General features: G+C 44.3%; 23 protein-coding genes. 12 read left to right on the forward strand and 11 right to left on the reverse strand.

Annotated features, from left to right (window positions below; translation table 11 throughout):
* Positions 1-134 precede the first annotated feature (134 nt).
* From hemW to IEY18_RS04355, 7 genes are all read right to left on the reverse strand, one after another.
* Positions 135-1,271, reverse strand: a complete 1,137-nt coding sequence (gene hemW / locus IEY18_RS04325) for a radical SAM family heme chaperone HemW (protein WP_188918188.1) — start codon at positions 1,269-1,271, stop codon at positions 135-137.
* Position 1,272: 1 nt separating this feature from the next.
* On the reverse strand, positions 1,273-1,890 hold the full coding sequence (gene rdgB, locus IEY18_RS04330) for an RdgB/HAM1 family non-canonical purine NTP pyrophosphatase (protein WP_188918190.1): 618 nt from the start codon (positions 1,888-1,890) through the stop codon (positions 1,273-1,275).
* 145 nt (positions 1,891-2,035) lie between these two features.
* On the reverse strand, positions 2,036-2,437 hold the full coding sequence (locus IEY18_RS04335; protein WP_229779764.1) for a DUF4426 domain-containing protein: 402 nt from the start codon (positions 2,435-2,437) through the stop codon (positions 2,036-2,038).
* Positions 2,438-2,662: 225 nt separating this feature from the next.
* Complete coding sequence (gene yggU, locus IEY18_RS04340; protein WP_188918194.1) at positions 2,663-2,962, reverse strand: DUF167 family protein YggU; 300 nt, start codon at positions 2,960-2,962, stop codon at positions 2,663-2,665.
* Positions 2,963-3,511 carry a YggT family protein gene (locus IEY18_RS04345; RefSeq protein WP_188918196.1) on the reverse strand — a complete coding sequence of 183 codons (549 nt, stop codon included), beginning with the start codon at positions 3,509-3,511 and terminating at the stop codon, positions 2,963-2,965.
* A gap of 63 nt (positions 3,512-3,574) precedes the next feature.
* Entirely contained in the window at positions 3,575-4,393 is an 819-nt protein-coding gene (gene proC, locus IEY18_RS04350) for a pyrroline-5-carboxylate reductase (RefSeq protein WP_188918198.1), read from the reverse strand.
* Positions 4,394-4,488: 95 nt separating this feature from the next.
* Positions 4,489-5,178, reverse strand: coding sequence for a YggS family pyridoxal phosphate-dependent enzyme (locus IEY18_RS04355; protein ID WP_188918200.1), 690 nt, complete (start codon positions 5,176-5,178; stop codon positions 4,489-4,491).
* 35 nt (positions 5,179-5,213) lie between these two features.
* Here IEY18_RS04355 and IEY18_RS04360 point away from each other — a divergent pair, with 35 nt between their 5' ends.
* From IEY18_RS04360 to hemH, 3 genes are all read left to right on the forward strand, one after another.
* Positions 5,214-6,251, forward strand: coding sequence for a type IV pilus twitching motility protein PilT (locus IEY18_RS04360; RefSeq protein ID WP_188918202.1), 1,038 nt, complete (start codon positions 5,214-5,216; stop codon positions 6,249-6,251).
* A gap of 9 nt (positions 6,252-6,260) precedes the next feature.
* Positions 6,261-7,373, forward strand: a complete 1,113-nt coding sequence (locus tag IEY18_RS04365; protein WP_188918204.1) for a PilT/PilU family type 4a pilus ATPase — start codon at positions 6,261-6,263, stop codon at positions 7,371-7,373.
* Between the two features lie 314 nt (positions 7,374-7,687).
* Positions 7,688-8,701 carry a ferrochelatase gene (hemH, locus tag IEY18_RS04370; RefSeq protein WP_188918206.1) on the forward strand — a complete coding sequence of 338 codons (1,014 nt, stop codon included), beginning with the start codon at positions 7,688-7,690 and terminating at the stop codon, positions 8,699-8,701.
* 135 nt (positions 8,702-8,836) lie between these two features.
* Here hemH and ruvX read toward each other — a convergent pair whose 3' ends face one another.
* The 3 genes from ruvX to yciH are packed head-to-tail and all read right to left on the reverse strand — an operon-like array spanning position 8,837 to position 10,242.
* Positions 8,837-9,256, reverse strand: a complete 420-nt coding sequence (ruvX, locus tag IEY18_RS04375) for a Holliday junction resolvase RuvX (RefSeq protein ID WP_188918209.1) — start codon at positions 9,254-9,256, stop codon at positions 8,837-8,839.
* A 56-nt stretch (positions 9,257-9,312) separates the two neighbouring features.
* Positions 9,313-9,888, reverse strand: a complete 576-nt coding sequence (locus tag IEY18_RS04380; RefSeq protein ID WP_188918211.1) for a YqgE/AlgH family protein — start codon at positions 9,886-9,888, stop codon at positions 9,313-9,315.
* A 24-nt stretch (positions 9,889-9,912) separates the two neighbouring features.
* Positions 9,913-10,242, reverse strand: a complete 330-nt coding sequence (gene yciH / locus IEY18_RS04385) for a stress response translation initiation inhibitor YciH (protein WP_188918213.1) — start codon at positions 10,240-10,242, stop codon at positions 9,913-9,915.
* Between the two features lie 242 nt (positions 10,243-10,484).
* On the opposite strand from yciH, the gene IEY18_RS04390 reads away from it, so the two are divergent.
* The 9 genes from IEY18_RS04390 to IEY18_RS04430 all read left to right on the forward strand — a co-directional run bounded on the left by IEY18_RS04390 (position 10,485) and on the right by IEY18_RS04430 (position 17,181).
* Positions 10,485-11,045 carry a DUF4136 domain-containing protein gene (locus tag IEY18_RS04390; protein ID WP_188918215.1) on the forward strand — a complete coding sequence of 187 codons (561 nt, stop codon included), beginning with the start codon at positions 10,485-10,487 and terminating at the stop codon, positions 11,043-11,045.
* Between the two features lie 208 nt (positions 11,046-11,253).
* The gene (locus IEY18_RS04395; protein WP_188918217.1) at positions 11,254-11,712 is read left to right on the forward strand and encodes a DUF924 family protein; all 459 of its coding nucleotides are present in this window, start codon (positions 11,254-11,256) and stop codon (positions 11,710-11,712) included.
* Positions 11,713-12,135: 423 nt separating this feature from the next.
* Entirely contained in the window at positions 12,136-12,687 is a 552-nt protein-coding gene (locus tag IEY18_RS04400) for an OmpA family protein (RefSeq protein WP_188918218.1), read from the forward strand.
* A 23-nt stretch (positions 12,688-12,710) separates the two neighbouring features.
* Positions 12,711-13,538: a mechanosensitive ion channel family protein gene (locus IEY18_RS04405; RefSeq protein ID WP_188918220.1), complete on the forward strand. Its 828-nt coding sequence runs from the start codon at positions 12,711-12,713 to the stop codon at positions 13,536-13,538.
* Between the two features lie 84 nt (positions 13,539-13,622).
* Positions 13,623-14,639, forward strand: a complete 1,017-nt coding sequence (ltaE, locus tag IEY18_RS04410; RefSeq protein ID WP_188918221.1) for a low-specificity L-threonine aldolase — start codon at positions 13,623-13,625, stop codon at positions 14,637-14,639.
* Positions 14,640-15,016: 377 nt separating this feature from the next.
* Positions 15,017-15,160: a hypothetical protein gene (locus IEY18_RS04415; protein ID WP_188918223.1), complete on the forward strand. Its 144-nt coding sequence runs from the start codon at positions 15,017-15,019 to the stop codon at positions 15,158-15,160.
* Between the two features lie 125 nt (positions 15,161-15,285).
* Positions 15,286-15,960 (forward strand): hypothetical protein, encoded by a 675-nt coding sequence (locus tag IEY18_RS04420; RefSeq protein WP_188918225.1) that lies wholly within the window; start codon positions 15,286-15,288, stop codon positions 15,958-15,960.
* Positions 15,961-16,137: 177 nt separating this feature from the next.
* A complete protein-coding gene (locus IEY18_RS04425) occupies positions 16,138-16,545 on the forward strand; it encodes a hypothetical protein (protein WP_188918227.1) in 408 nt (135 codons plus the stop codon).
* A gap of 267 nt (positions 16,546-16,812) precedes the next feature.
* Positions 16,813-17,181 carry an acyl-CoA thioesterase gene (locus tag IEY18_RS04430; protein WP_188918229.1) on the forward strand — a complete coding sequence of 123 codons (369 nt, stop codon included), beginning with the start codon at positions 16,813-16,815 and terminating at the stop codon, positions 17,179-17,181.
* Positions 17,182-17,317: 136 nt separating this feature from the next.
* Here the strand turns inward: IEY18_RS04430 and IEY18_RS04435 are convergent, their stop codons facing one another.
* Complete coding sequence (locus tag IEY18_RS04435; RefSeq protein ID WP_188918231.1) at positions 17,318-17,683, reverse strand: cytoplasmic protein; 366 nt, start codon at positions 17,681-17,683, stop codon at positions 17,318-17,320.
* Between the last annotated feature and the right edge of the window lie 305 nt (positions 17,684-17,988).

A 17,988-nucleotide genomic window follows, 5' to 3' on the forward strand; every position in this document is an offset into this window, starting at 1 on the left:
TTAATGTTGAATCAAAGCGGCAAGGTTATCCTGTATCCATATCTAGTGGGTGCTGGTGGCAGGGGTTGTCAGTGCCAAGCATTCAGGGATGTGCTTACTGCGCTCCAAACGTACCATTCTAAAAGCGCTTTAGATCAGCAGAATTGCGAGAGAAGTTCGTTGACGAACATATGGCCACGCTCGGTGAGTTGCCAATGTTCGCTTGAAGTGGTGACTAATCCTTTTTGCTCTGCTTTGGCCATGCCCTCTGACAGCGTGTCGCGGTGTAACCCTGTACGCTGTTCATATTCTGATTTTTCAATGGGGCGCATTAAGCGTAAGCGGTTCATCAAGTATTCTAAGGGACGCTCTTCAACGCTCACTTCTGTAGTTTCGAACGTATAGTTTTGCGCTGCCAAATAGCCTTTGGGGTGCTTTATTTTTATGGTGCGGACAATGCGGCCACTTTCTGTCTGAGTGATCTTGCCGTGGGCGCCGCAACCAATGCCGAGGTAATCTCCAAACTGCCAGTAATTGAGGTTATGTTTGCATTGGTAGCCAGGCTTTGCATAGGCCGAGATTTCGTATTGTTGGTAACCCAGTTGTGCCAATTTTTGCTGCCCTTGGCGATAGATTTGCCATAAATCTTCATCATCGGGGAGTTGTGGAGGCTTAGAGTGGAAAAGGGTATTGGGCTCAATGGTGAGCTGGTACCAAGATAAATGTGGCGGCGCCAGTTCTGCTGCTTGGTCTATATCCGCCATAGCCTCTTCAAAGCTTTGGTTGGGTAAGCCATGCATGAGATCGAGGTTAAAACTATCGTAGCCTGATGTAAGTGCTTTTGATGCTGCAACTTTCGCTTCGTGTTGATTGTGAATGCGACCTAGTAAGTTGAGTTTATCTGCAGCAAAACTTTGCACACCAATCGAAAGGCGCGTGATCCCAGCTTGCTGATAGGCAACAAAATCATCGTGCTCTAGTGTGCCGGGGTTGGCTTCCATGGTGATTTCAATATCTGCCGAAAATGGCACTTTTTCTTGTACACCATCGAGTAATTTTTTGATATTTGCTGCGGAAAATAGAGACGGTGTGCCACCACCGATAAAAATGCTGTGAAGCGAACGATTTTGCACATAAACCAAGTCTTGGTTTAAGTCCTTAAGTAAGGCTTCAATATATGCTTGTTGCGGGATCTCGCCATGGACACCATGGGAGTTAAAATCGCAATAAGGGCATTTTTGTACACACCATGGTATATGGATGTACAGGCTAAGTGGTGGCAGGGTTAGCATGTTATCGCGACCCTTGCGCTTTAAAAACGCCTTGCTGCTTCATTGCTTCGGTTAGTAACTGGAGTGCTTTGCCGCGGTGACTGAGGCGATTTTTCTCTTCACTGGATAAGTCTGCTGCACTGCAGGTGTGCTCTGCTGGAATAAAGATCGGGTCATAACCATGGCCATTGGTGCCAGAAGGCTCCGTCGCCAATGTGCCTTCCCATGCGGCTTGGCAAATAATAGGGGTTGGGTCGTCAGCATGACGCATAAATACGAGTACACATTGGAATCTTGCGCTGCGCTGTGTGGATTCATTGGCGAGTGCACTGAGTACTTTTTCATAGTTGTCTGTATCTTTGGCGTTTTCGCCGGCGTAGCGAGCTGAATATATACCCGGTGCACCGTTGAGAAAGTCGACTTCTAAGCCTGAGTCATCGGCAATGGCCGGTAGTCCAGTAACTTTAGCAGCGTGTCTTGCTTTTATAATGGCGTTTTCAACAAAGGTGGTGCCTGTTTCCGGTACTTCAATAACGTTAAAATGGCTTTGTGGCAGCATTTCAACTTGATGAGTCGCGAACAGCTCTGAGAACTCTTTGAGCTTACCTTTGTTGCCAGAAGCGAGTACGAATTGTTGCATGGGATAACCTTTGTGATTGACGAAACAAGAATGGCGGCAATCATACCCAAGCTTGACTTGAATACCAATGGTCGCCACTCAATTGCAGTGATTTTGTATCGAATTCGATGGCAATTAAGTGGCTTCGTCGTTCCTCGTTGTGGTATTAATCAACGTAGAATTTTTGCTTGAATTTTAGGCTTGTATTCAATTTGTTTGAGTGACGGATTGCAAGGTGAAAGTTTATCTCTTGGTCGTCTCGGTATGGGACTTCTGCAATATAGTAAATTGATTTGCCTTCGCGGATTTCTCTGAAGTTCAGGTTAATTCTTGCATCTAATAGATTATTGGCAATACCACTAATTTCAACGGGTACCGCGGGGCTTCCTGTTTGGCTAACATCGAGCACGACCACGTTCACAATACCGGTATATCGGCTTCTTTCAATACCATAGGAACGCGCAATATTTGGCGTTAAAAAGGTGCTTCCGAGCGCCATATAGTGAATATCGTAATTGCCGACCGATTGCTTTTGTTCGGCTTGACTGCCCCAAGGCATCAATAGCATGGCGCCACATAATAGGGTCAAGAATAGTCGCTGGATCATGGGTTTACTCCTCGCTTGCTCACGATACGGTGGAAAAGTGGTGTTGGGCGCGTTGAATTTCTTCATTGTTATATTGCAGTCTACCTATCATCCCACTATATGACGGAAGAGAAAAGAGGGGGCGATAGACGAGTATTCGCTTGAGCAAAAATTAAAGGATGTACTTGATGCTTAAACTTTGGCCGGTTAAGTATCAATGTTAAGCATTGGTTGTAGCGACTTAGGGATCACTTGTGGTGCTTCAATATGGACTTGCTTATGGCGGCTTTGTTGCCCTTTCACAATCTGGACCTGACTTTTGGGGACTTTAAATTGCTTTGCAAGAAACTTGGTGAGGTAGGCATTAGCTTTGCCATCAACCGGAGGCGCAGTGATGGCCACTTTGAGCTCATCACCATGGAGACCAATAAATTGATCGCGGCTCGCTTTCGGCTGTATATAGAGCTTAAGCAGCAAGTTTCCTTGCTGCTCTTGAATCGCAAGCATCTATATCATGGCCCAAAATGGCACGTATTGCGCGAGTAGGATATTGATAAAATTAAGCAGAATCATCAACACAATAAATGATAAGTCTAAGCCGCCCATGGCAGGGATAAAGCGACGAATCGGTGCCAAAAAGGGTTCAGTCAATTGAGTGATCACCAGTTCAATCGGGTTATGTCCTTGGCTCACCCAGCTTAGAATTGCTCTGAGGATCAACATCCAGAAGAGCAAAATCCCAGCTTCTTTGAAGACGGAAACCACAGAGAAAAGTAACACTGTAACAACGTCAATCGCGGCACCGGCCATTAGGCTTAAAATAACAACTTTCAAAATTACGACCACAAAAGCCAGCAGCAGTGATGCGGTGTCTAGACCTCCCATTGCAGGGAAAATTCGACGCAACGGTTTTACAATCGGGTGGGTTGCTTTGACGATGAATTGGCTAAACGGATTATAAAAATCCGCACGTGCGAGTTGCAGCCATATTCTTAAAATGACGACCATCAAATAGAGATCGAATATCGTACTAACTAAGAAGCTCAGTGCATTCATTGGAAATTCTTACCTTTATTCGTGGTGAGTTTGAGTGCTCACCGTTTGTTTTCGGAATCATTACTAAAACTGTTTGGCCATTTCTTCTGCACGTTTAATGCAGTTTTCCATCGCCTGATTGACTAACCCGCGCAGATCGCCGTGTTCAAATGTCTCGACTGCTTGCGCTGTGGTTCCGCCTTTGGAGGTCACATTTTGTCTTAGCTCGCTTAATGACAGGTGCGGATTTTGCTTCACCATTTGTGCAGCCCCGATGGCGGCCTGTTGAACTAACGCTCTTGCTTTGTCTTCGTCCATTCCCATGGCTTGTGCAGATTGCAGCATCGACTCCATGAAGAGGAAAAAATAAGCTGGAGAGCTACCGGCAAGGGCGATCACTTGATTGAGATCATTTTCTTGGTCAACCCAAAGGGTTTCGCCACCCGTAGCCATTAATTGCTCGCAGAGTTGGCGTTGCGCAGGATTGACATCAGCTCCTGCATACATACCTGTCATACCAACGCCTAATTGTGTAGGGGTATTTGGCATGGTGCGGATTAAGGTAATTGGCTGGGCAAAATAGTCTTGATAACGACCAGCTTCAATGCCTGCAGCAATGGTAATGATTAGCTTTTGACTTAAATCGATAGTGCGCAACCCTTGGCACACTTGCTCCATCAGTTGTGGTTTAACACTTAGAATAATCACATCTGCGGTTTGTGCGGCTGCAAGGTTGTCATGACTGACTTGAATGGCGAAATCTTTTTTCATCGCTTCAAGTTTCGGTGCGCTTGGATTTGTGGCCACAATCGATTGTGCAGGATAGCCACTTTTGACAAGACCGCTGACGATAGAGCGAGTCATATTTCCAGCGCCGATAAAGCAAAGAGTTTGTACAGCCATTTGGATCCTTATTCGATCACGTGTAGGGATTGTTCTATAGAGCTTATTATTTGGGTCAATGCCATTAAAAACAACCCTAGAGTCTCAAAGTGGGACTAACCTCTAGCCCCAAAAATTGCGCTCCCGATTCGAACTAGGGTAGAACCATGTGCAATGGCCTGCTCTAAGTCGTTACTCATCCCCATTGATAGGGTATCAATATCATTCGATGTTGCCGCGATAACCTGATAAAGCTTTTGTAATTCTGCAAACTCGAGGTTTTGAACGTGAATGTCATCTGTTGCCGTAGGTATGGCCATCAAGCCTCTAAGTTTGAGGTTGGGCATTTTCTGAATTTCGTCGGCAAGTGTAATGGCTTCTGTGGCCGAACAACCCGACTTACTGTCTTCTTGACTAATATTGACCTGAATACACACATTGAGGGGAGCTTTGGAATTAGGTCGCTGGGCGTCTAGCCGTTGGGCAATTTTTAAGCGGCTTACGGTGTGCATCCAGTCAAAATGCTCGGCAACAATGCGTGTTTTATTGGACTGTAAGGGGCCGATAAAGTGCCATTGAATATCTGGGCATGATTGCTGCAGTGCTTGGATCTTTTCTTGACCTTCTTGCACATAGTTTTCGCCAAAGCTTCTTTGTCCTGCAGCGTAAGCCGCTAAGATTTGTGCAATTGGTTTGGTTTTACTGACTGCTAGTAATTGAATTTCTTGGCTGTCTCGCGCACATTTTTCAGCCGCAAGTACAATCCGAGACTGGGCGAGAGAGAGTCTGTCTGCTATTGTTGTCATGATGTAATTAATTGCTTATATGGATATCCCAAACTATGGAAATCACAGAGTTACTGGCCTTTAGTGTAAAGCACAACGCCTCGGATCTACACCTTTCAGCAGGTTTATCTCCGATGATCAGGGTAGATGGCGAAGTCAGGAAGATTAACCTGCCTGCACTGGATCACCAAGGTGTGCATAGTCTTGTCTATGACATCATGAACGATAAGCAGCGTAAGGACTATGAAGAACATCTAGAAATCGATTTTTCATTTGAAGTGCCTAACTTAGCTCGTTTTCGTGTGAATGCCTTTAACCAGTCCCGTGGTGCAGCTGCAGTATTCCGTACCATTCCAAGCGAAATCCTGTCGTTAGAGCAACTTGGTGCACCAGAAATTTTCAAGAAAATATCGAGTTTGCCCCGTGGTTTAGTACTTGTGACCGGGCCTACGGGTTCAGGTAAGAGTACAACACTTGCTGGTATGGTGGATTTTATTAATGAAAATCGCCACGATCATATTTTAACTATTGAAGACCCGATCGAATTCGTACACAAGAACAAGCAGTGTTTGATTAACCAACGGGAAGTTCATAAGCATACCCATAGCTTTAATGCCGCATTGCGTAGTGCTTTGCGTGAAGATCCCGATGTGATTCTCGTGGGTGAGATGCGTGACCTTGAGACCATTCGACTCGCGATGACCGCAGCAGAAACCGGTCACTTAGTCTTTGGTACCTTGCATACGACCTCTGCTGCAAAAACCATTGACCGTGTCGTCGACGTATTCCCAGCAGGTGAAAAAGACATGGTGCGAACCATGTTGTCTGAATCATTACAGGCGGTTATTTCGCAAACGCTCATCAAAAAAGTGGGCGGTGGCCGAGTTGCAGCCCATGAAATTATGATAGGTACGCCGGCGATTAAAAACTTGATTCGTGAAGATAAAGTTGCGCAAATGTACTCTGCGATTCAAACCGGTATGGCGCATGGAATGCAAACCCTTGAACAAAGCTTACAGACACTCGTGAATCGCGGACTGATTACCCGTGAAGATGCCATGTCGAAAAGCTCTAATAAGCAAGCGACTTTCTAAGGACTGATCATGGACGTACGCCCCTTTTTAAAGACGATTATTGAGCGTAAGGCTTCGGATTTATTCATCACGGCAGGCTTTCCGCCTAGCGCCAAAATTGATGGTGAGTTGAAGCCACTTGCGGAACATTCGTTTACGCCCGCGCAGTCATTAGATTTTGTTGAATCTTTAATGACTGAAGCGCAAAAGACCGAGTTTCACGAAACAAAAGAGTGTAACTTTGCTTTTGCTGCCAAGGATCTGGGTCGCTTTCGTGTGAGCGCATTTTGGCAACGCGAGTCGCCAGGTTGTGTGATGCGTCGGATTGAAACAGAAATCCCATCGGTTGAGTCACTGTATTTGCCGCCAATTCTTAAAGATTTGGTGATGAGCAAGCGTGGTCTTATCATTATGGTGGGGGGAACCGGAACCGGTAAATCAACATCGTTGGCCGCACTTGTTGGTTATCGAAATGCCCATGCACGAGGCCATATTCTGACCATTGAAGATCCGGTTGAATTTGTCCATGAGCATCGCCGGAGTATTATCACGCAACGTGAAGTTGGGATTGATACAGACTCTTTTGATGCAGCGCTGAAAAGCTCGTTACGTCAAGCGCCAGACGTGATTCTTATTGGTGAGATCCGAACTCAAGAAACGATGGAATTTGCACTGTCATTTGCTGAAACGGGTCACTTATGTATGGCTACTTTGCACGCGAACAACGCAAACCAAGCGTTAGATCGTATTATGCATTTAGTGCCAGAGAGTAAGCATCACCAGTTACTATTCGATTTATCCTTAAACCTTCGTGGTATTGTGGCGCAACAATTGGTTCCGAAAACCGATGGTACAGGGCGTCGTGCTGCAATTGAAATCCTCATCAATACCCCGCGTGTGGCAAGCTTGATTGCCAAAAATGAGCTGCACCTGCTGAAAGAGACGATTTCTAAGTCGACAGAGCAGGGAATGCAAACGTTTGACCAGGCACTTTTGGCACTGTATACCGAAGGTGAAATCAGTTATGCCGATGCGCTGCATCATGCGGATTCACCAAATGACTTGCGATTGATGATTAAACTGCAAGGTTCAGAGGCTGCGAGCCCCGGTTTTATGGAAGGCGTGACGTTAGACTTGGACTAACCTAAAACCAAGGTGTCATCAGCGAATTTGGATTGACGCGCCCGTCATCATTGTCATCAGACCGGTTTTATATTTGGCTGTAATCAAAAGATAGTGGTATCAACGAAAGTTGGTACCACTTTTTTGATCAAATGAGTGGGCTTATTCGTAAAACTGACCCCGAGTTGCACCGGATGTGTTGACTTGGCGATTCCTTAAGCAAATCGCATGAATTGTGAGTGCTTATTTCCATTTTGGCTATGTACAAAAGGGCGTGTTCAATGAATAATTGACCCTCCTATTGCCAAGAAATTTTAATGTTTTAAGAGGCTGTTTTGGCTAAATATTCTGGTCTATCTAAAGAAGTCGGGCATCAGACCCGCAATAAAACGGGTGTATTGCTGGTTAATTTAGGCACACCAGAAGCACCGACGACCGCGGCGGTGCGGACTTATCTTGCAGAGTTTTTGGCTGATCCCCGTGTAGTAGAGATCCCACGGCTGATATGGTTGATGATCTTACATGGGATTATTTTGCGCGTGCGCCCAGCAAAGTCAGCCGCGTTGTATCAACAAATTTGGACCGAAAATGGTTCACCATTAATGGATATTAGTAAGAAGCAAGCCAAAGCGCTCGGGGAGCGCCTGTCTGCCCAAGGCTATGACGTCCCGGTTGGTCTTGCGATGCGCTACGGCCAGCCCGCAATTGAGCCAGTGATGAAACAAATGCAAGCTCAAGGTGTCGACAAGTTTGTGATCCTGCCGCTTTATCCTCAATACTCAGCCACGACAACTGGCTCGGTGTTTGACGCGATTGCGAAAGCACTATCTAAGTGGCGCTATATTCCGTCGTTGCACTTTATTCATACCTATCATGACAACCCTGATTTCATTGATGCATTGGCGGATTCAATTCAGCAAGACTTTGATAAACATGGCCAACCTAAAAAGTTACTCTTGTCTTATCATGGCATGCCAGAGCGTAATTTGTTGTTGGGTGATCCTTACTATTGTTTTTGTATGAAGACCACTAAACTCGTGGCGCAGAAACTTGGGTTAAAAGAGTCGGATTATGTGACGAGTTTTCAATCTCGGTTTGGGAAGGCGAAATGGCTACAGCCGTATACTGATGCGACGTTAGAAGCTATGCCTGCAAAAGGCGATGATGATGTTGCCGTTGTTTGCCCTGCGTTTAGCGCCGATTGTTTAGAAACGTTAGAAGAGATTGCGGAAGAAAACCGAGAGGTGTTTGAAGAAGCCGGTGGTCAAAAGTATCGCTATATCGCTGCGTTAAATGACAACCCGAAGCATATTGATATGATGGCGAACTTAGTTAAACCGTATTTGTAGTGAGTGGGCGCAACTCGTTTTTCTGATTGATAAAAAGGGGCTTTACATACGTAAAGCCCCTTTTTATTTTTTATGAGTAATGTAAACAAGTTTTCAAGGGCTAACATGGAGCCAACAGCACCGTTATTGAGCTGTTTAATACAGGCTTTCAAAGTAGCTTTCGATAATCAAGACTGCCGATACTGCATCGATTTGTCCTTTATCTAAAGCTTTGTAGCCGCCCAATTCAAACAGCCTTGCTTTAGCATCGGCAGTTGTTAGTCGCTCATCTTGGGTCGCGACTTTTACACCGAAGCGGCCATTGATACGATTGGCAAACTTTCGCGCTCTTTGGGTCATCTCTTGCTCTGTGCCATCCATGTTCAAAGGCAGGCCGACGACCACTAGATCGGGTTGCCACTCTTGAATGAGGGCACCGATGTCATCCCAGTTAGGAATTCCATCCGTTGCTTTAATTGATGTCAGTGGGTTAGCACTCCCCGTTACTTGTTGGCCAATGGCGATGCCAATGCTCTTGGTGCCAAAATCAAAGCCAAGCACAGTCTGAGTTGTCATAAAAAGTCAGAATTCCAAAAATTAAATGTGTCTGTCGCTAGAGCGAGCCAATGCAGTTAAGCATGACCCGTTTGCGACGAAATTTGCCAGACGTCAAAACCGAGGGTTTGGGTCGCCTTTTCCCACAGGTTGTCATAGTCTTGATCAAATAAGAGTGCTTGACTTGCGGGGATAGTTAACCAAGTATTATCGGCGATCTCCTGTTCAAGCTGTCCTTGACTCCAGCCCGAGTGCCCAAGAGCAACGATATAATTCTCAGGGCCTTTTTCGGTACCAATCGCACTCAAAATGTCTCTTGAAGAAGTCAACATTAATGAGTCTGAAACCAAATGGCTATTGCTCCAGTATGATTGTGGTGTATGTAATACGTAGCCACGATCCGGGGTAACTGGGCCACCCATGATAACTTCTACTTGCTCAGTATCTTCAGAGAACTCTGGAGCGTGCTCGGTCTCATTTTCTTCGGCGATTTGCTCAAGTAGCTCATTGACTTTAATACCAACCGGACGGTTGATAATTAAACCCATTGCCCCTTTACTGTCGTGCTCGCAAAGGTACACGACCGTTCTTTCAAAATATGTGTCTTTCAGGCTAGGCATCGCAATTAAGAAGTGACCTTCTAAACTCTGCATGGTGCGCTCCCATCTATATTTGTTTTAGCCGCCAGCGAGTTTCACTGTATATTTCATTTTTTCAAGAATCGCTTTTATCTTGTCTCTATCATCGGTTTGAATCTCAACATCAAAGCCTTTGACTGTGCCGCCACAGCCGCATTGTTTCTTCACTTTTTGGGCGAGTGCTTTAAGCGCTTTAGCGTCCAAGCCTAGGCCGCGAATAATTGATACGCCTTTGCCTTTACGCCCTTTCGTATCGCGGTGAATACGGACAATGCCGTCTCCTTCCGGTGCTTTCTCTTGGGCTTTTTTCTCGGTGATTCTGCCACCATCAGTGCTAAAAACTAGCGAAACATTTGGGTCTATTCTCATGATCAGGACTGCTATTTTTAGTTCAATAGGAAGAGTTTACCAAAATCGTCTGCAAGGCGGCATGGATTTGGCAAAATTGTTTGGTCTTCGTGAGATGACTATTAAATATTCTAGCTGAAATCTAGCTGAACAAAGGTTTGAATCTCAAGTAATTTCATTGAGGTTAGTCGCTGAGCTAGGTAAGCTGTATTGATGTAATCACGTTGGTTCATTGATTAATTTTGAACTTTGAGGGACACACCATGAAAAAATTTCTGATCCTTGCGCTCGCAAGCATGCTTGCTGCTTGTAGCTCTGTAAAAACCTCTTGGGATTACGATCCTCAGGTCAATTTTAAGCAATTCAAATCGTACGCTTGGGTGAATAAATCAGATACAGATGAGAACTATCATCTCAATGGTTTGATGGAGCAACGTGTAAAAAACGCAGTCGAGCGTGAACTACAAGCGAAAGGCATTACACCTGTCTCCAATGAGTCGGCGGACATATTAGTGAACTATTTAACGAAGGTTGATAAAAAGGTTGATGTCGATACGTTTAATACAGACTTTGGCTATAACCCATACTATCGCCCTGGTTGGAATTGGGGCACGCGAGTGCACACGCAAACTACCGTCAGGGAATATGAAGTGGGCACTTTGATTGTAGATATTATCGATAATCAATCCAAGAAGCTGATATGGCGTGGCTCGCTGGCGGATACGATTCGGGATAACAAGAGTCCTGAGGAAAGAACCGAGATTATTAATCAATCGGTCGCACAAATTCTGGCGAATTTCCCTCCTCAACCGAAAGTGAAGTAAGCGATTTCCGAGTGAATAGTGAAGGTCGCAGAGGCATTTTAATGGAATCGCGATAGAATTTATTCTATCGCTTTTTTATTTCCAATGGTGCTGAATATGGGGCTCGATTGCCCGTAGGACTTTAGCTGTCGCTGAATTAGACCAAAGTCCAGCAGTTGTTTTTATAACCGAATGTTAACCTTTTGTTGTACTCAAAAGGAGGTTGTAAATGCAGCAGTTTCTCGAATCATGGTTTGCAGAATGTAGTGATGGTAAAGCACCAGCGTTAGAATCCGTGTCTATGGACACCCGTGCGTATTGGCATGCAGTATTGGCCCAGTGTAAAGCGGGTATGCTTGATTCGTGGCAAAAAACACCCCCGGGGCGTTTAGCTTTGATCATTCTTATGGGACAGCTTGCCAATTTGCTTGAAGACTCGGATTGCTACAAATTGAACCAGAAAGCAAAACGCCTATGCCTTTACGGTGTTGAGCAGGGGTTTGATACACAGCTCGATGTGATGCAGCGACGCTATTTTTATGAGCCGTTGTTTGCCTCAAGCGAAGCGAAAGATAGAGACTTATTACAGCGACTTTTAAGTGGCATGAGAGCATTAGCTGCTGAAGAATCTTTGAACACATGGCAAGGTTGGTACCATCAAGCACGTATGTCATCGATTCATGCCTAGAGAGCTGCTTAGATAGATGTATTGATAGTTCGGTAACAGATCCCCAAAGGCACGCGTTAAGAATCGTTCTTCTCGGGTGCCGCCCCCATTTTTCTCCCACTCTATTTCACTGCCTCTTTGGGACGCTGTACATTTCCATGTCGATGGCCGCTCCGGTTGTCCGTTATCCCGAGGCGTGCCGTTCAACAAACATCGGAGCATATTCACCTAAGCCCATGCACCTGATGCCAATGGCAATGTTGTTTTGGCTTGGCTCGATGGAGTACCTAAGTTCTTCTATCGCTGGGATTTCTTAAAAATAGATAATATCAACATCCTCTACTGTTACTTATCTTCACAAACCTATAAACTGTGACTCATCTCTACTTCTGCTTGATAAGCTAATCTATATCATATTGGTGTTTATGATTGTTGAGGGCTGAAATGAGACTTTTTTTCATTGGATTTGTGGTTTTAATGTTGAGCTCAGGCGCTTTTGCGTGGCAAGACTCGGATGCCGACGGGGTTCCGGATCTGAAAGATGCATGTGCTGGAACTCCAAAAGGGTTTGTTGTCTATGCCAATGGTTGTGATAACGAAGTTGCCGTTGAAAATTTATGTATTGCAGACTTGAATGGCAATCTTTATCCACAGGGCTGTCAGCAAGTGACGATCGACTCATTGTACTATGCCTTGAATAGTGACGAAGTCAGTTATGACCAAGTTGAAAAACTACTTAGGCTAAGTCGGTTTATTCAACAATATCAGCATAATATATATTTGGTTGGCTATGCCGATATAAGCGGTGAAACAAATTATAACGCGCAGTTGTCGCTAGCACGTGCGCATAATATTAAGCAACTCTTAGTAGAAGATTATGGCGTTGTTGCCAGTCGGATAGAAGTTCAGGGACGAGGGAGTCAAGACGCAAAGTACCTTAAGGATAGTGAAATGCGAGCCTATGACCGTCGCGTCGACTTTTTTATAAATAAGTAAAGTGTGTTTTAAGGGAGAAAATAATGGAAAATATTCAAGGTTTATTAGATCAGGCGCCAGACTTGATCATGACCTACGGCCTGAAGATTGTTTATGCAATCGTTATCTTTATCATAGGTAAATATATCGCCAATGTAATGAAGAAACTGTCGTTTAAGATGATGGATAGTCGTAAAGTTGATCCGACAGTGAGCTCGTTTGTTTCAAATATTCTGTGGGGCTTAGTATTTGTCTTTACTATTATCGCCACACTTGGTCAGTTAGGGATCCAAACGGCATCACTGGTTGCTGTAATTGGTGCCGCCGGTTTAGCCGTTGGTTTAGCATTGCAAGGCTCATTGTCTAATTTCGCAGCTGGTGTGCTTATGGTGATGTTCCGCCCTTGTCGTGTGGGGGATTATGTTGAAGCGGCTGGTACCGCTGGCATTGTTGATGAAATCACGATCTTTTCAACTAAACTACGTACACCAGATAACAAAGTTATTATTGCACCCAATTCGGCAATGATGGATGGCACCATAGTTAACTACTCGACCATGGGACAACGCCGTGTCGATTTGGTGATTGGCGTTTCTTATGATGCTGATATTGCACAAACCAAAGCAATTCTCGCGAAAGTGGTGGAAGAGAATCAGTACGTGTTGAAAGAGCCAGGATACACGATAGGTTTATCTGAACTTGCTGACTCTTCGGTGAATTTTGTTGTCCGTCCTTGGGTTAATACGCCGGACTATTGGGGTGCATATTTTGAACTGTTAGAGCAAATTAAAAATGCACTTGATGCGGCTGGGATTGGTATTCCTTATCCACAAATGGATCTGCATGTAAAAGAATTAGCTCAAGCGAGCTAACTTTGATAGGGTTTGCCCTAAGCAATAAAAGGTCGGTTTTGCCGGCCTTTTTTATTGGCAATCACGTAGGAATTAGGAAGTAAAATGATTGATCTCAGAAGCGACACCGTCACTTTGCCCACCCCCGCTATGCGCGCCGCAATGGCAAGGGCTGATGTCGGGGATGATGTTTATGGGGATGACCCAAGCGTTAACCGCCTTCAAGCGCTTGCTGCAGATATGTGCGGGTTTGAAAATGCGCTTTTTGTTGCTTCTGGAACCCAAGCCAATCTTATTGCTTTAATGACGCATTGTGGGCGTGGTGATGAATACATCTGCGGCCAACAAGCACACAACTACATGTTTGAAGGCGGTGGGGCGGCCGTACTCGGTAGCATTCAACCTCAGCCCTTGACCAATCAAAGTGACGGCAGCATTTTGTTGGCCGATATTCAAAGTGCGATTAAGCCAAAAGACATCCACTTTGCCCAAACTAAGCTGCTGAGTTTAGAGAATACGATTGGTGGCAAAGTCTTATCAACGTCGTATTTAGCAAGTGCCCAAAAGCTTGCTTTTAAACATCGCCTGCGTACCCATCTTGATGGGGCACGCGTAGCAAATGCTGCTGTTGCACAGAATGTGAGTTTGGCTGATATTTGCCAATATTTTGATTCCGTATCCATTTGTCTTTCTAAAGGCTTATGTGCTCCTGTGGGTTCGATCTTGCTTGGAGATGAGCAATTTATTGAAAAGGCCAAGCGCTGGCGAAAAATGCTCGGTGGTGGGATGCGTCAGGCTGGGGTGATTGCAGCAGCTGGTGAGTTAGCGTTAACCCAACAAGTCGATCGCTTAGCGGATGATCATTATCATGCGCAATTACTTGCAACTGAGTTAAGTCAAGTGGCTGGTTTATCTGTTGAACTGTCTCGAGTGCAGACCAACATGGTATTTGTGCGACTTGATGATCAGCATGAGCCACAGACAATGGCCGATGCACTGTTAGCGCAAGGCATAAAAATATATCCCGGGCGAGACATTCGCTTAGTGCTGCACAAAGATATTCATCGGCGGGATATTCGCACTATAGTTGATGGCTTTAAATCCTGCTTAGCGACCAGCTAGCTAAAATTTCGCTTGTATCGCCCTTTGCTGGTGGGTGGTTTTCGATTTCAATTTACAGAGTTTTCATACCTAGAGCCGCGCCTTGTGACTGCGACAAAGAAGCGGAAGCTGAAATCTTTTTTCCCGGCTATGAATTGATGTTTATCGGTTATTTTGTTGATGACTTTATCGGTCACGTTGTTGATTCAGAAGCTTGATACTGCAATCGTTTTCCATTATTTGACCCTTGAGCGTTTGCTATGCAACATGACTTTTTTAGTCGCAAAAAGGGGTCGTCTCTGACTTCGAGTTCACAAACTTCACAACCTTCGGCTTGCTGTTTCATTGTTGGCTATTGTGGGTTTGATTGCCGGAGTAACAAGGCGCCCTTGTTTGCAATGGATTCAGCGTTACCTGCACTTTCTGATAATGGGGTGGATGATTATCGACTTGATGCGCCTGTTGGCTGTAGGGATGAGTCAGTAGGTCAGTTTGCAATCGAAAAAATATGGGTAGCGCACTCAATCAAATGGCTGAATTAATAGATTTTTTATATAAGTAACACCTACTTTTTGTTAATATTCTAAGGCTTTTACCACCGCGAGTTTATGATTGCTGTGAGTCATGCGGGTGGCACTTTACTGTTGTCTGTACAAAGGAGTGTAAAATGAATATGGACATGACCATACAAGAGGTTTTGTTCTGGTCGGCCTTAATTATTGCCGTCTCGATTGGCTGCCGTTACTACTATGAGAAGAAGCGCTCAGAAAAACTTGGATTGGTTGCTAGAAAGTTAGGATTTACCTTTTCAAAGGAAGGCCGAGAATCGACTCAGGATCACCATGCAGATTTCAATTTGTTTTCCATAGGAAGCTGCCGCGAGGTGATCAATGAAATGTGGGGTACACATCGGGGAGATGCTGTCTCTATGTTTGGCTATTGCTACATTCAAGGCTCAGGTAAAAACTCCAAGAATTATAGACAAACCGTGCTGTCGATACGATGCCAGGGACTTGATCTACCACAGTTTATATTGATGCCTGAAAGCACCATTCATAAAATTAGCCAGTATTTTGGAAATGAAGATATAGATTTTGAATCATTCCCATCCTTTTCTGATAAATATCTATTACACGCAGAGGATGAAGAAAAGGTTAGAGAAATCTTTACGCCAAAGGTGATCAAGTTTTTTGAGTCCAATCCAAAAGTTTCCGTAGAAGGCAAGGGGGATACCCTGATTTTCTATCAAGATTATAAGCGCTGTAAACCAGATGAATTTGATGCCTTTTACCAACAGGGGCGCGCAACTCTTGAGCACTTTATTCAACCTCAGTTTAATTAGTGTTTTTGCTGCCAAGTTGCATTGGCACATTGGCGGATGACGATTAGATTGTTGGGGCGAATATTGCTATTCGGCAGTTCAGCAGTTTCGTGTTTTAGGTAAACATAAGCTTTTGATGAGTTTGATTCTTGTGTACGACATGTGCGCGAAAAATGTTACGTGGAATAAGTGCAGTCTATGTATTTAGTTAAAGCGATAGCAATATGGTTGGTGATGGTGATAGCTGCGATCGCGAACGGGCTTATTCGAGAGAAACTATTCAATGTTTATTTAAGTGAAACACTTGCTTTGGTTTTGAGTGGAGTTTTGCTATCTATTCTGATCTTGTTAATCATTTATATGACAATAGGTTTTTATAAATGGAAGCAAGGTTCATCGTATATAGGACTGGGGATTATTTGGGTAAGTTTCACATTACTGTTTGAGTATGGCTTTGGTTACTTCGTCAGGGGTTCACCTATCAGTGAAATTAATCAAATATTCAACGTTTCTAAAGGCAATCTATTTATACTCGCACTTATTGTTATCTTAGTTGGCCCGCGAGTCATCGCGCAATATAAAGGTTATATAAAGGCAGCCCCATGACAGGACGAACAATCTGTGTCAAATGGCTTAGCTATTAAACTATGCCGGTTGAGTTGCATAGAAACTTAGACGATTTCAATCAAACCCTTTGCTACACATTGGTGCATACCGCTCCCTGAATTAGCGCAAGCGACCATGCGGTTTGTTTTGCACTGCTTTTAAGTGTCTGTAATAAAATGAAATAATTATTTGGCATCACACTTGCTACCTATTTAGGGGTAAAGGTTGTGTTGCTAGTAATGTGTTGCAAGCTTAAGGAATCGCAGAATGAAATATTACAGTCGAAGGTTGGTCAAGCCAGAGCATTTAAACCCTGCTAATTCATTATTTGGTGGGCAGTTATTGAGCTGGATTGATGAAGAAGCTGCAATATTTGCTGCGTGCCAACTCAACAGCAAACGCCATGTCACAAAGCTGATCTCTGAAGTTAACTTCGTGAGCCCAGCAAGGCAGGGGGATGTTGTGGAGTTTGGTCTTGAGCTTATTAGTTTAGGGCATAGCTCGATAACGGTTCGTTGTGAAGTTCGCAATAAAATGACACAAATTCCCGTAGTGGTAATCGACAAAATTGTGTTTGTCCATGTGAATGAAGACGGTCAGCCTGTCGCTCATGGCATTCGAGCCAATGCTGCTTAACAAAGCGAAATACTACCTCAACTTGCCCTGGGGTTAGTATTTCGCTTCTTTTTTCCTTAACGTGTTTACGAGTCAAGCCTAAGCAATAAAAAAGCAGTGCTGTTACCAACACTGCTTTCTGTAGGCGCTGAGTGGGCTATTTTAGCTTAGCGAGTCGCTTCTCATAATCTTCCGCTAGATAACTCACAATATCTTCTAGACATGTGTTGTCGTCGCAATCATCCATGAGAATCTTGAAGGTCACTAATATGTGGCCATCGTCTTTGAGGCGATCACTTCTAACTGAGAAATAAGTGTCTACACCTTCGGCTTTTCGAATCGCAAGCCCGTTAAGTTCGATCAGTTCGATGGCGTGTTGACCATGCCATTTTGTAATTCTATTTAGTGCGATTTCGCAGGATTTGTTGATTTCAACATGGTTTTTCCATGTCACTTCATGTTCAGGATCTTTGTAGTGAGGGCATCTTACGGTGTAGTTACAAACGTGGGTAATCGCTGTCATAGTTTAGTGTCCCGCCTTGAAATATTACTGCCATCATAGGCAGTTAAATTAAAATTGGTCAAACTTTAAAGCTACAAACTGTTGAGGCTTTACTAGGAATTCCTACGACATTAGTTAAGCCTATGCTTCTTTGTAGCATGAGACAAAACCCAATAACCATGTGCCAGCTCTCACTTTTGCTTCGCATTTTTGAGAAATGGTGCAAATTGCTCGTTACTTAATCAATTTGCTCGGGTTCATTGTTTGTTGTGGTTGAAAGTTGTGTAAGTTGATATTGCGGTCAAAAATAAGCAGATGTATAGAAA

The sequence above is a fragment of the Shewanella gelidii genome (genome assembly GCF_014647855.1).
Taxonomy (GTDB): Bacteria; Pseudomonadota; Gammaproteobacteria; order Enterobacterales; family Shewanellaceae; genus Shewanella; species Shewanella gelidii.